At 58.2% G+C, this 12,841-nt stretch carries 11 protein-coding genes; 5 read left to right on the forward strand and 6 right to left on the reverse strand.

Annotated elements, in window-relative coordinates; genetic code table 11:
- Window positions 1-30: 30 nt before the first annotated feature.
- The 3 genes from AC1DCP_RS16405 to AC1DCP_RS16415 all read left to right on the forward strand — a co-directional run bounded on the left by AC1DCP_RS16405 (window position 31) and on the right by AC1DCP_RS16415 (window position 3,097).
- A complete protein-coding gene (locus AC1DCP_RS16405) occupies window positions 31-426 on the forward strand; it encodes a RidA family protein (protein ID WP_003511636.1) in 396 nt (131 codons plus the stop codon).
- Between the two features lie 32 nt (window positions 427-458).
- Window positions 459-1,547, forward strand: a complete 1,089-nt coding sequence (locus AC1DCP_RS16410) for a D-TA family PLP-dependent enzyme (RefSeq protein WP_112959591.1) — start codon at window positions 459-461, stop codon at window positions 1,545-1,547.
- 71 nt (window positions 1,548-1,618) lie between these two features.
- A complete protein-coding gene (locus tag AC1DCP_RS16415; protein ID WP_112959592.1) occupies window positions 1,619-3,097 on the forward strand; it encodes a M81 family metallopeptidase in 1,479 nt (492 codons plus the stop codon).
- Window positions 3,098-3,109: 12 nt separating this feature from the next.
- On the opposite strand, the gene AC1DCP_RS16420 is transcribed toward AC1DCP_RS16415, so the two are convergent.
- The 6 genes from AC1DCP_RS16420 to hutI all read right to left on the reverse strand — a co-directional run bounded on the left by AC1DCP_RS16420 (window position 3,110) and on the right by hutI (window position 10,257).
- Complete coding sequence (locus AC1DCP_RS16420) at window positions 3,110-3,679, reverse strand: HutD/Ves family protein (RefSeq protein WP_476774444.1); 570 nt, start codon at window positions 3,677-3,679, stop codon at window positions 3,110-3,112.
- Window positions 3,680-3,722: 43 nt separating this feature from the next.
- Window positions 3,723-4,730: an alpha/beta fold hydrolase gene (locus tag AC1DCP_RS16425; RefSeq protein ID WP_476774445.1), complete on the reverse strand. Its 1,008-nt coding sequence runs from the start codon at window positions 4,728-4,730 to the stop codon at window positions 3,723-3,725.
- 245 nt (window positions 4,731-4,975) lie between these two features.
- Window positions 4,976-6,649 carry a urocanate hydratase gene (gene hutU, locus AC1DCP_RS16430; protein ID WP_025595291.1) on the reverse strand — a complete coding sequence of 558 codons (1,674 nt, stop codon included), beginning with the start codon at window positions 6,647-6,649 and terminating at the stop codon, window positions 4,976-4,978.
- A complete protein-coding gene (gene hutG / locus AC1DCP_RS16435; protein ID WP_065660392.1) occupies window positions 6,646-7,464 on the reverse strand; it encodes an N-formylglutamate deformylase in 819 nt (272 codons plus the stop codon). The genes hutU and hutG overlap by 4 nt, the downstream gene beginning before the upstream one ends.
- A gap of 1 nt (window position 7,465) precedes the next feature.
- Complete coding sequence (gene hutH / locus AC1DCP_RS16440; RefSeq protein WP_065662380.1) at window positions 7,466-9,001, reverse strand: histidine ammonia-lyase; 1,536 nt, start codon at window positions 8,999-9,001, stop codon at window positions 7,466-7,468.
- A complete protein-coding gene (gene hutI / locus AC1DCP_RS16445; protein ID WP_112959595.1) occupies window positions 8,998-10,257 on the reverse strand; it encodes an imidazolonepropionase in 1,260 nt (419 codons plus the stop codon). The genes hutH and hutI overlap by 4 nt, the downstream gene beginning before the upstream one ends.
- A 115-nt stretch (window positions 10,258-10,372) precedes the next feature.
- Between hutI and AC1DCP_RS16450 the strand changes: the two genes are divergently transcribed.
- Together AC1DCP_RS16450 and hutC are read left to right on the forward strand one after the other, a co-directional pair.
- Window positions 10,373-11,719 (forward strand): formimidoylglutamate deiminase, encoded by a 1,347-nt coding sequence (locus tag AC1DCP_RS16450; protein ID WP_112959596.1) that lies wholly within the window; start codon window positions 10,373-10,375, stop codon window positions 11,717-11,719.
- Between the two features lie 48 nt (window positions 11,720-11,767).
- Window positions 11,768-12,493 carry a histidine utilization repressor gene (gene hutC / locus AC1DCP_RS16455; protein WP_476774446.1) on the forward strand — a complete coding sequence of 242 codons (726 nt, stop codon included), beginning with the start codon at window positions 11,768-11,770 and terminating at the stop codon, window positions 12,491-12,493.
- Window positions 12,494-12,841: the final 348 nt, after the last annotated feature.

Here is a 12,841-nt window from a genome sequence, read left to right on the forward strand (position 1 = left end):
ATTTCCATGAAAATTATTTGCGAGGCATCTATGGAAAAGCAGAAACTGGTACGATTCGAGACGGCTGACGCTCAGGCTGGCGGACAGCGCAGGCCTTTTGCCAAGGCCGTGCGGGCCGGTGATTTCGTCTATGTGTCTGGACAGGTGCCAACCGTCGATGGTGAAGTAGTAACTGGCGGCATTGTGGCTCAGACCGAGCAGGTTGTGGCCAATATCATGGATGTTCTGGCGCTTGCGGATTGTACACTTGCCGATGTCGTCAAGGTCAATGTCTGGCTGGATGATGCTCGGGATTTTTCGAGCTTCAACGCGGTCTTCCAGAAATATTTCATCGATCATCCACCGGCACGTTCAACCGTGCAGTCGCCCCTGATGGTCGATGCGAAGGTTGAAATGGATGTTATCGCCTATAAGCCACTGGTTTGATTGCCAATTTCCGATTCTGAGAGCGTTTGACGATGACCTACCCCTGGCCTGACGAAGGCACCCCACTCGATGCGATCTCGACGCCGATGCCCGTGATCGACGAGGACCGACTTGCCGCCAACATTGCGCGGGCGCAGTCCTATCTTGATGGACATGACAAGACTTTTCGCCCCCATATCAAGACGCATAAGATACCAGCCATTGCGAAGCAGCAGCTTCAGGCGGGCGCCATTGGCATCAATTGCCAGAAGGTCAGCGAGGCGGAAGTTTTCGCGGATGCCGGTTTCGACGACATTCTCATTACCTACAATATCCTCGGCGTGGCGAAACTCTCGCGGCTGAGGGCATTGAATGCGCGTATAGGGCAACTGAGCGTCGTCGCCGACAGCGCCGTGACGATTGCCGGCCTTGCCGGCACATTCGATGCGGAAAGACCGCTTTCCGTTCTTGTCGAATGCGATACCGGCGGAAAACGCTGCGGTGTGCAGACCCCGGAAGCCGTGTTGCAGCTTGCAGAAAAGATCGTCGCGGCACCGGGCCTCAAATTCAAGGGCATTTTGACCTATCCGGCACCCGGTGGCGCTGAAAAGGTGGAGAACTTCATTCGGGAAACCATGGCGTTGCTTGCGGAAAAGGGCATTGACTGCCCGGTTCGCTCCAGTGGCGGCTCACCGGATTTTTTCTCTGCTCACCTCGTTCCCTCCGCAACCGAATATCGGGCGGGCACCTATGTATATAATGACCGTTCGATGCTGCGTGCCGGACATTGCACCGCTGGCGACGTGGCAATGCATGTTCTTGCCACCGTGGTGTCGCGACCGACAGTTGATCGCGCTGTGCTCGATTGTGGCTCCAAGGCTTTGACCTCCGATCTCCTTGGGTTCAGCGATTACGGGCTGATTGAAGGGTATGAAGGCGCGAAAATCATGTCGCTTTCGGAAGAACATGCGGTGGTCGATTTGTCGGGCTGCACATCGGGCCGGCCGGAAATCGGTGAGCTGGTCAAGGTCGTGCCGAACCACACCTGCGTCATCACTAATCTTTTCGACAGGATGGTTTTCCATCGAAACGGTATCGTGACGCGGGTGGAAGACGTGGCAGCACGCGGCACCGTCTGGTAACATTACCCGGCTAATTAAATTGCAAAAAAGATGCTGCCGAAATGCGGGCATCGGCAACGAGAATGACAGTCATGCGCATATTCACGGCATCGCTTGCCACCGAAACCAACACGTTTTCACCCGTCCCGACGGACATGGACGCCTTTCGCGCGGCTTTTTACGCTGGGCCCGGCGAACATCCGGAAACGCCGACACTATGCTCCTCACCGGTACCAATTCTGCGCCGGCGCGGCAAAGCGGAAGGGTTTACGGTAATCGAGGGTACCTCCTGCTGGGCGGAACCGGCGGGGCTGATACAGCGCCAGACCTATGAAACGCTGCGCGATACGATTCTTGCCGAGCTTGCCGCCGCCCTGCCGGTCGATGCGGTAATTCTTGGTCTCCATGGCGCCATGGTCGCGCAGGGTTATGATGATCCGGAAGGCGATTTCCTGTCGCATGTCCGCACGCTTGTTGGTCCCGAAGTACTGATCGCGGCGGAATTCGATCCCCACAGCCATTTGACCCCTTTAAGGGTCCAAAATCTCGATATCATGGCGACGTTTCTGGAATTCCCGCATACGGATTTTGAGGAACGTGGTGAGCACGTCGTTGAACTGGCACTTCGCACCCTGCGCGGAGAAATCAAGCCGGTTATTTCCACTTTCAATTGCCGCATGATCACCATTTACCCCACCAGCCGCGAACCGATGCGTTCTTATGTTGACCGTTTGAAGGCTTTAGAGGGCAAGGACGGCGTGCTGTCTATTTCCGTCATTCACGGTTTCATGGCAGGCGATGTCCCAGATATGGGCACGCGTATCGTCGTCGTGACAGATAATGACAGGGCAAAAGGTGACGCACTGGCCGAAGAACTCGGTCATGAGCTTTACGCCATGCGCAAGTTGACTGCCATGCCGATGCTCGACACGGAATCGGGTCTCGACAGGGTTCTCGCCATTCGAAGTGAGCATCCGGATATGCCGGTCGTGGTGTCGGATATATGGGATAATCCCGGTGGCGGCGTTGCGGGTGATGCCACCCATATTCTGCGGCGCATGGTGGAGCGCGGCATGGACAATATCGGTGTGGCAACGATCTGGGATCCGATTGCTGTGTCTTTCTGTCACGCGGCAGGCGAGGGAGCGGAGATTGATCTGCGTATTGGCGGCAAATCCAGTCCCGAAGGTGGCGAGCCGCTCGATTTCCGGATCAGGGTCATGCGCACCGCAGAAGCAGGGTGGCAGAGTTTCCGAAACAGCCGCGTCACGCTCGGCCGCGCCGCCGTCGTTCGACCGGTCGGAACGGAAATCGATATCATTCTCATTACCAGCCGCACGCAAACTTATGAGCCGGATATCTTTTCCAATCTCGGCATTGATTTTGCCAGGAAAGACGTGCTGCTGGTGAAGTCCACCAACCACTTCCATGCGGGTTTTGCGCCGGTCGCTTCCGAGATCGTTTATATCGCCGCGCCCACTTCCTATCCGACCGATCCGGCCACAACCGCCTATCGCAAGGCAAGCCTCCAGCTATGGCCACGGGTGGCCGATCCGCTGGGGTTGGACTGAGGCTGCGACGCTTCAGATATCTTGTAGCGTGATCAGAAAGAATATGCCTTCACCATGATCTGCCTCGATGGTGAAGGGCACGCTTTCCGTGATGAAAACGCTATCCAGCTTCTCCAGCCGGGCTGTGTCGTTGTTGACGGCGACCGTCAGAGGATCGAGCGCGAGGATCAGCCTTGTTCCCGTTGCCGCTTGCATCGAACAGCTGCCGGATAGTCTTTGCACGCTGTGGGCGAAGGACGAGCGGCGGGTCATGACGTTCAGGTCGACTATCGCGCCGTCCATCAGGGTCGCATCGACGGGAACATCGGCGGCAAAGGGCAGGGGGGTACTCTCTGTCGTCAGCGCCACCGGCTCATGACCCGAAATAGCAAGTTCAAGGCCGTTTCCCTCGATAATCGCAAGCGTGCGGTCTATGCCGGGGAAGCTGGAAAATGGCCCGTCCTGAGCAACGGTGGCCATGCTGACGCGCCAGTCGAATGCATCCACGGAAGCGCCCGGCGGATGGATGGCGATTTCCACCGTAACGCCGCCGCCATTTTTCCACGGCATGGTTTTGTATTCGGAAGCGCGTAATATTCTCATGTGATGTCCAGAGTCGGGTCGTTAAGGGGGCGGGGGCGGAAGTTTATGATCCGCGATCATTCTCGATGCGTCGCTCAATCGTTTTTTGGACCGCCTTTAAATCGGATGGCCGGCCGGCAACCTTTTCGATCGCGGCAATGGCAAGGTCACTGGCGACATAGTCAGATTTATGCCCGAGATTGTGCACGACGATCAAAGTGGAGCCGCGAATATCTCTGGCGAGATGACGGGAATGCACCTCTGGCGAGACGATCGTGTCCGTATCACCGGTTATGATGACGGTTGGTGCCGTGATGCGCCGATACTCCGAGGAAGCTCCACGCGCCCATTCATTGAGAGCCGCGACCTCCTGCGCATTGTGCCGAAAGGCCCTGGGCCGCAGGGCCGCTACGGAATGCGTTGCTTCCACATAACCGGCGGGTCTGGAATTGGGTGCAAAAACACCGCGCGTTGCCTGATCCAATGCCAGTAGGCCGGCGGGCGGAGCAATGAAGGTGCTGAACAGCGGACCGGTAAAGGGCGCATTTGCCGCTGTGTAATACCAGGCGATGCCACCCTCCCATGGATAGACAGCGGGAGAAAGGAATACGAGGCCCGCGACCATCTCCGGATGACGGACCGCAAGCGATGCCGCGATGGCGCCGCCAAAGGAATGTCCGACGATAATCGCTCTCGGGACGCCTCGCTTTTTCATAAGCTGGGCAATGGCGTCCGCCTGTCCATCCGGGAGAATATTTGCATTGCCGCCGATATCCGAATTGCCGTGCCCTGGCCTGTCGACAAATAGCAGTTTTGCACGGCCTCTCAGCTTTTCGAGAAACGAAAACATCGGATCATAGAGACTGGCGCTTGCGCCGTGAATGAAGAGGATCGGCGGAAGCTCGGCGCTTTTTCCCGGCTCGACCAAGATGCTGTTCAGCTTGTAGCCGCCCACATCGATCCGCACGGGAACATTTTGCTGCTTTTCGGACGCCACGGCATTCGTAGCGGAAACCGGAAGAAGTGCCCCGAGCAGGAGGGTAAAGGCAAGCGGAAGGAACCTGTGCGCCATTCTTTGATCTACCATGTCCTTCATGCCTGCCTAACGGTTAGCGCGGCTTTCAAACGAGCATACAGTCGGTCGGTTAAAAACAGCAACGGAAGAAAGCCGCAGACAGAACAGAAGTTCCACCGGGCGCCGACAGCGGCGTCGAAACTGATGCGGCACCGCTGTCGGCACTGTACGATGGGTGGATCGCGGCTCTCTTCCCGGATCAGATAAACGGCGCAGCCTGAAGACTGCGCCGAGTTTTTTCTTTAGTTACCGAGAATGCCGGGCAGTCGCAGGCCCTGCTCTTTTGCGCATTCCACGGCGATTTCGTAACCGGCATCGGCATGGCGCATGACGCCGGTTGCCGGGTCGTTCCACAGCACGCGCTCTATGCGGCGGGCCGCGTCATCGGTGCCGTCGCAGCAGATGACCATGCCGGAATGCTGGGAAAAGCCCATGCCGACACCGCCGCCGTGGTGCAGGGAAACCCATGTCGCGCCGGATGCGGTATTGAGCAGCGCGTTCAGCAGCGGCCAGTCGGATACGGCATCCGAACCGTCCTGCATGGCTTCGGTCTCGCGGTTCGGCGAGGCGACGGAGCCGCTGTCGAGGTGGTCGCGGCCGATGACGATCGGAGCGCTGAGCTCGCCGTTCTTGACCATTTCGTTGAAAGCAAGACCGAGACGATGGCGATCACCAAGGCCAACCCAGCAGATACGCGCCGGCAGGCCCTGGAAGGCGATGCGCTCGGCGGCCATATCAAGCCAATTGTGCAGGTGCTTGTTGTCGGGCAGCAGTTCCTTCACCTTGGCGTCGGTCTTGCGGATGTCTTCCGGATCACCCGATAGTGCCGCCCAGCGGAACGGGCCGACGCCGCGGCAAAACAGCGGGCGGATATAGGCCGGAACGAAGCCCGGGAAGGCGAAAGCGTTTTCCAGCCCTTCTTCTTTTGCCACCTGGCGGATGTTGTTGCCGTAGTCGAAAGTCGGAATGCCCATGTCCTGGAAGGCAATCATCGCTTCGACATGTTCGCGCATCGAGGCACGGGCAGCTTTTTCGACGGCTTTCGGGTCGCTCTCGCGCTTTTCCTTCCACTTGGCCATCGTCCAGCCCTTCGGCAGATAGCCGTTGATCGGGTCGTGCGCCGAGGTCTGGTCGGTTACCATATCTGGACGGATGCCGCGGCGGACCATTTCCGGAAGGATTTCAGCGGTGTTGCCGAGCAGGCCGACGGACTTTGCCTCGCCGGCGGCGGTCCAGCGCTCAATCATCTCCATCGCCTCATCAAGAGTTTCGGCGCGGGCATCGACGTAGCGGGTGCGCAGACGGAAATCGATCGAATCGGGATTGCATTCAATGGCAAGGCAGCAGGCACCGGCCATCACGGCGGCAAGTGGCTGGGCGCCGCCCATGCCGCCAAGGCCGCCGGTCAGAACCCATTTGCCTGTGAGATCGCCGTTATAGTGCTGGCGACCGGCCTCCACGAAGGTTTCGTAGGTGCCCTGCACGATGCCCTGGCTGCCGATATAGATCCACGAACCGGCGGTCATCTGGCCGTACATGGCAAGACCCTTTTTATCCAGCTCGTTGAAATGATCCCATGTCGCCCAGTGCGGCACGAGGTTGGAGTTGGCAATCAGCACGCGCGGCGCATCCTTGTGGGTGCGGAACACGCCGACCGGTTTACCGGACTGGACCATCAGCGTTTCGTCTTCGTTGAGGTCGCGCAGGGTCGCGACGATCTTATCGAAATCCGCCCAGGTGCGGGCGGCACGGCCGATGCCACCATAAACCACCAGCTCGTGCGGGTTCTCGGCCACTTCAGGATCGAGATTGTTCATCAGCATGCGCAGCGGCGCTTCTGTCATCCACGATTTCGCGGTCAGCTCGGTTCCACGCGCAGCGCGGACGTCGCGGATATTGTGACGAGGATTGGTCATTTGGTTCCCCTTTTGGTGTGTGCGAGTGTCAGCGCAGTCGTTTCGATGCGCGTGAGAATGTCTTTCAGGTGGATACGAAGCTTGGTGGCCTTGGCGTCGTCATAGGCAAACGGCAGTGCCTCTGTCGTTAGATGGGTGGATTGCGCCAGTTCCATCTGGATGGCGTGCACGCCGGTTTCGGGCTTTCCGTAGTGGCGTGTCGTCCAGCCACCCTTGAAGCGACCGTTGAGAATGCTGGTGTAACCTTCTGCCGCAGCGGTCGCTTCGACCGCCATTGTCTCGATGGCTGGGTCGCAGGTCCTGCCCATATCCGTACCGATGTTGAAATCCGGCAGCTTGCCTTCGAACAGGAACGGGATATGCGAGCGGATCGAATGGCAATCATAGAGAATGGCGATGCCGTGAATGGCCTTAACCCGCTCAATTTCCGCGGCAAGGGCCGCGTGATAGGGTGCATGAAACGTTTCCAGCCGAGAGACTATGTCGTCCTGATTCGGTTCCTGCCCCTCATTCCAGATCGATTTGCCGTCGAAATCGGTTTCCGGAACAAGGCCTGTGGTGTTTTGTCCTGGATAGAGGCTAACGCCTTCAGGATCGCGGTTGGCATCGATCACATAACGGTGAAAGGTGGCGCGAACCGTCGTCGCGTCGGGGAGCAGATCCGCGTAGAGATCATGAATATGCCAGTCGGTATCGGCAAGCATCTTGCCGTTGTCGTTCAAGCGTTGCCAAATCGCTGCCGGAACATCGGTGCCGGTGTGGGGCAGGCCGAGAATGACGGGCGATGTGCCTTCTTTAATATCGAAGACGCGCATCTTACGCCTCCAGCTTCGGAAGAATGCCGTCGGAAATCACGGACACAAGAGCGCCGGTAGCAATAAGGTCGGATGCCGCCTTCAGATCGGGTGCCATATAACGGTCCTCTTCCAGTGAAGGGATCGCCTGACGCAGCACGGCGATTGCCTTTTGCAGCTCCGGGCTGGTTTTCAATGGCCCACGCAGCTCAACGCCCTGAACCGCCGAAAGCGCCTCGATGCCGAGGATGGCGAAAAGATTCTCCGTCATCGGTAGCAGGCGGCGCGCGCCGTGGCAGGCCATGGAGACATGGTCTTCCTGATTGGCTGAGGTTGGCGTCGAATCGACCGAAGCCGGATGAGCCATCTGCTTGTTCTCGCTCATCAGCGCAGCGGAGGTGACTTCGGCAATCATCAGGCCAGAATTCAGCCCCGGTTTTTTCGATAAAAATGCCGGAAGGCCATAGGATAGAGCCGGATCGACAAGCAGTGCCACGCGGCGTTGCGCGATCGCGCCGATTTCGCAGATGGCAAGCGCCGTCTGGTCGGCGGCAAATGCCACCGGTTCAGCGTGAAAGTTGCCCCCGGATACAACGGAATTGTCGGAAAGGACCAGCGGATTGTCCGTCACGGCATTGGCTTCGATTTCAAGCGTGCGGGCTACCTGTCGCAGAAGATCGAGGCAGGCGCCGTCCACCTGCGGCTGGCAGCGGATGCAATAGGGATCCTGAACGCGCTCGTCGCCTTCGATATGGCTGACACGGATTTCGGATCCTTCCAGCAGGTTGCGCAGTGCAGCCCCCGCATCGATCTGGCCCTTGTGGCCGCGCAATGTGTGAATATCGGGATGGAACGGAGCCGAAGAACCCATGGCGGCATCGGTGGAAAGCGCACCTGTTATCAGCGCTGCCTGTGCCGCGCGGTGAGCGCGGAAAAGACCGGCAAGCGCCAGCGCCGTCGAGGTTTGCGTGCCGTTGATCAGCGCCAACCCTTCCTTGGCGGCGAGCACGACCGGGGTCAGCCCGGCTCTAGTGAGAGCTTCGCCGGCGGGCAGAAGCGTACCTTCATAGAAAGCCTCGCCTTCGCCCATCATCACGGCGGCCATATGGGCAAGCGGTGCGAGATCGCCCGACGCTCCGACCGAACCCTTTTCCGGGATGGAAGGGATGACACCCTTTTCCAGCATGTCCTCAATCAGCCGCACCAGTTCCAGCCGCACGCCGGAGGCGCCGCGACCAAGCGAAATCAGCTTCAGCGCCATGATCAGGCGCACGACATTTTCCGGAAGCGCCGCACCGACGCCGCAGCAATGTGACAGGATGAGGTTACGCTGCAGCGTCGCCACATCGGCTGCGTCGATCTTGATCGAGGCGAGTTTGCCGAAACCGGTATTGATGCCATAGACCGGAGCGTTGCCGGCGGCGATCTCGGCGATGCGGGCCGCTGCTTTTTCTATGCCGGCATCGAACGAACGGTCGAGTTTCGCTCTGCCGTTATCCCAGTAGATTGCGGCAAGTTCAGCAAGGGTCACATTGCCGGGGTGAAGCGTGATAGTCATGGAGAAACCTTCTGTCCCTTGAAAATGCGGGCGTGGAGCGGGTTGAAGCCGATGCGGTAGACAAGTTCAGCCGGGCGTTCGATATCCCAGATGGTGAAATCAGCGGATTTTCCCGCTTCCAGCGTGCCGGTTTCCGCAAGCAGGCCGAGCGCCTTTGCGGCATTGCGCGTGGTCGCCGTCAGGCATTCCTCCACCGTCATGCGAAAAAGCGTGGCACCCATGTTCATGGTCAGCAACAGGGAAGTCAGTGGTGAGGTGCCAGGATTGCAATCGGTAGCCAGCGCGATGTCAGCGCCTGCATCGCGCAAGGCCTGAACCGGGGGCAGCTGTTTTTCCCGGAGCGCGTAAAAGGCCCCGGGCAGAAGCACGGCCACCGTTCCCGCTTTAGCCACTGCTTCTGCACCGGCCTCATCAAGATATTCCAGATGATCGGCGGAAAGCGCACCGTAGGATGCGGCAAGCTCCGTACCGCCGAGGTTGGAAAGCTGTTCGGCATGCAGCTTGACGGGAAGACCGTACTGTTTTGCCGCCTCGAAAACCCGGGTCATTTCCTCAACGGAAAAGGCGATGCCTTCGCAAAAACCGTCAACCGCATCCGCCAGTCCCTCCGCATTGGCTTTTTCCAGCCCCGGCAGAACCACGTCCATAATGTAGTCGGCGTTACGGCCCTTATATTCGGCCGGTGTCGCATGCGCGGCCAGGTAGCTGGTGACGATTCTAACGGGCCGTAGTGTCTCAAGTTTGCGGGCGACGCGCAGCATTTTCAGTTCGGTTTCGATATCAAGACCGTAACCGGATTTTATTTCGAGGGTCGAGACACCCTCCGCCAGAAGCGTATCCAGACGGGGCAATGCCTGTGCCACCAAAGCCTCTTCCGAGAGGGCGCGCGTGTCGCGTACCGAAGAAACGATACCACCGCCCGCTTTGGCGATCTCCTCATAGGTCGCGCCATTGAGGCGCATTTCGAATTCCATGGCGCGGTTGCCGCCGAAGACCAGATGTGTGTGGCAGTCTATCAGGGCCGGGGTGATCCAGCGTCTCTCACAATCGGTTATCTCGTCGGCCGTTGCCAGGTCGGCGGGCAGATCGCTTTCAGCGCCGGCAAAGACGATGCGGTCGTTGCGTATGGCAATGGCAGCATTTTCGATAGCGCCGATGCCTTCCATGGTAGGATCAAACGTCGCCAGCCGGGCATTGCGCCACAATGCGGTAGTGTCACCCGTCGCCATTCCCTTTGTATATTTGTTCCCTGGCATTTGCTTTTCGCCTTTCTTTTATGTGCCAAATGTATATACATAATAATCACGTTGGCAAGCCGCAATTTCGTATGCGACGTCGCCTTGTCAGAAGAGATCAAGAGGAGAGGGTGGCATGACGGTAATTCACGCGGGCGCAGCACTTCTGGCCGATGGGTGGGTGCAAGATGTTCGCATCCACTGCATGGGCGGTGCTGTTTTATCCGTCGAAACCGGTGTTTCTCCGCAGCCGCAGGATGAACGGCATGCCGTTATCGTGCCGGCGATGCCCAATCTCCACAGCCATGCCTTTCAGCGGGCCATGGCAGGGCTTGCGGAAATTCGCGGACCTGCCGATGACAGCTTCTGGAGCTGGCGCACGGTCATGTACAAGTTCGCGCTGTCAATGACACCGGATCATGTCGAGGCGGTTGCTGCCCAGCTTTATATGGAAATGCTGGAAGCCGGTTTTGGACGGGTCGGTGAATTTCATTACCTGCATAACGATATGGATGGTTCGCATTACGGCAATATCGCCGAAATGGCCGAGCGTATCGGTGCTGCTGCCTCGCAAACGGGGATCGGCCTGACTTTGCTACCGGTATTTTATGCGCATTCCGGTTTCGGCGGTCAGCCGCCGATCGACGGTCAGAAACGTTTCATCCATTCGCTCGACAGTTACGAAAGGCTCATGCAGGGCGCCCAAGCCGTGGTGAATGGGCTTCCGGGTGCAACGCTCGGCATCGCGCCACACAGTCTCCGTGCCGTAACTGGTGAAGAACTGGCGGCGATCGAACCGCTGGCGAAAGGCGGCCCGATCCACATTCATGTGGCGGAGCAGGTCAAGGAAATCGAGGACTCGCTCGCCTTTTCAGGTGCGCGGCCGGTGGAGTGGCTTTTGCAGAATGCGCCGGTCGATGATCGCTGGTGCCTAATCCATGCGACGCATATGACGGACGCCGAAACCCGCCGCATGGCAAAAAGCGGTGCCGTTGCCGGCCTTTGCCCCATCACCGAGGCCAATCTTGGCGACGGCATCTTCCCCGCTCCCGGTTTCATCGCGGAAGGCGGCCACTACGGTGTCGGTTCGGATTCCAACATTTTGATCTCCGTGCCGGAAGAATTGCGGATGCTCGAATATTCGCAGCGCCTGTCGCTTCGGGCGCGAAATGTCATCGCCGATGCCGGCCGTTCCACGGGCGAGAAACTGTTCCAGCAGGCGCTTCAAGGCGGTGGCAGGGCGCTGGATTCAAAAAATCAGATAGAAGCCGGGAAAAGCGCTGATTTTGTCGCGCTTGATTGCTCGGCCATTCCCCATCTTCCGGCATCCCAGATTCTCGACCAGTGGATGTTCGCGAGTAGCGTCCATGTCGATACCGTCTGGGTGCGCGGTAAAAAACTGGTGCAAGCGGGCCGACACGTCCATCGCCGCGAAATATCGGATCGCTTCAACAAGGTCATGGCCGAACTTGTCGATAGCTGATATGCGCTCGATAGGAATGACATCGAGCCGTTGGAAGGCATTGCGGACGTGACGAAAGCATCGGCCGGGCAAACCCTGCACCAGCGTATCCTCGGTGATATCGAGGGCCGGATCGTATCGGGCGAATGGCCGCCGGGTCACCGGTTGCCTTTCGAGGTTGATCTCGCCGCCCACTACGATTGCTCCCGCATGACCGTGAACAAGGTCATGGGCCAGCTTGTGAAGGCCGGCTTGATCGAGCGCCGCAAGAAATCCGGCAGTTTCGTTCGCCAGCCGCAGATTCAGTCCGCGGTTCTCGAAATCCACGATATCAGGGCGGAAGTCGAATCCCTTGGCCTGGAATATGGCTTCAAGGTTCTGAAGCGCACGCAGCGTGTCGCAACGCGTGAGGATCGGACAAGTCTCGATATTGCCATTGGTACATCGCTGCTCGATATCGTCTGCATTCATTTTGCGGGCACGCGGGAATTCTGCATCGAGCAGCGTCTCGTCAATCTGGCAACCGTTCCCGATGCCGCTGAAATCGACTTCACGGAGATTGCACCCGGACCCTGGCTTCTCGGCCATGTTCCCTGGAGCAATGCAGAACACCGCATCAGTGCCGAAACGCCCTCGAAAGATGTGGCGCGCCTGTTGGGTATCTCCGACAGGCAGGCCTGCCTTGTCGTGGAGCGGCGCACATGGAGCAATTCGGGTGCCGTCACCTATGTACGCTTCACCTATCCCGGCAATGCGCACGCTCTGGTCGCCCGTTTCAGCCCGTCTTCCGAATAAGACTGGTAAGGGCGCAATGCCTGCAATGCCCAAGAGAGCGCCCTCGTCGTGGTAAGAAAAGCCCTAGCTCCCGTCATGCAGTTCCGAAACGTTAAAATCTGTTAGTTTGTATGACTAATTTCAAAATACCCTTTAAAATCAATGCTTTGAATGTTTTTTTTAGAATTTGTATTTTGGTGTGTTGACTTGTTTGTGGGTGTTCTCTTATAAGTCCGCTCACTGAACGAGGGCGGCGGCGCTGCTGGCGACGAAGTCTTTCGTTCTAAAGAAATCATGTTGATGAGCTGACTGCTTGTTGTTTTCCAAAGGCTTTTGCTTTTGGGGTTTGATTTTGTGACTGCAATGAGC

It is taken from the genome of Agrobacterium sp. 10T429, from assembly GCF_056393925.1.

Bases quoted from the DNA above. Each gene is read 5' to 3' on its own strand.
- AC1DCP_RS16405 (WP_003511636.1), top strand. From the start codon at position 31: ATGGAAAAGCAGAAACTGGTACGATTCGAGACGGCTGACGCTCAGGCT.
- AC1DCP_RS16410 (WP_112959591.1), top strand. From the start codon at position 459: ATGACCTACCCCTGGCCTGACGAAGGCACCCCACTCGATGCGATCTCG.
- AC1DCP_RS16415 (WP_112959592.1), top strand. From the start codon at position 1,619: ATGCGCATATTCACGGCATCGCTTGCCACCGAAACCAACACGTTTTCA.
- AC1DCP_RS16420 (WP_476774444.1), bottom strand. From the start codon at position 3,679: ATGAGAATATTACGCGCTTCCGAATACAAAACCATGCCGTGGAAAAAT.
- AC1DCP_RS16425 (WP_476774445.1), bottom strand. From the start codon at position 4,730: ATGGCGCACAGGTTCCTTCCGCTTGCCTTTACCCTCCTGCTCGGGGCA.
- hutU (WP_025595291.1), bottom strand. From the start codon at position 6,649: ATGACCAATCCTCGTCACAATATCCGCGACGTCCGCGCTGCGCGTGGA.
- hutG (WP_065660392.1), bottom strand. From the start codon at position 7,464: ATGCGCGTCTTCGATATTAAAGAAGGCACATCGCCCGTCATTCTCGGC.
- hutH (WP_065662380.1), bottom strand. From the start codon at position 9,001: ATGACTATCACGCTTCACCCCGGCAATGTGACCCTTGCTGAACTTGCC.
- hutI (WP_112959595.1), bottom strand. From the start codon at position 10,257: ATGCCAGGGAACAAATATACAAAGGGAATGGCGACGGGTGACACTACC.
- AC1DCP_RS16450 (WP_112959596.1), top strand. From the start codon at position 10,373: ATGACGGTAATTCACGCGGGCGCAGCACTTCTGGCCGATGGGTGGGTG.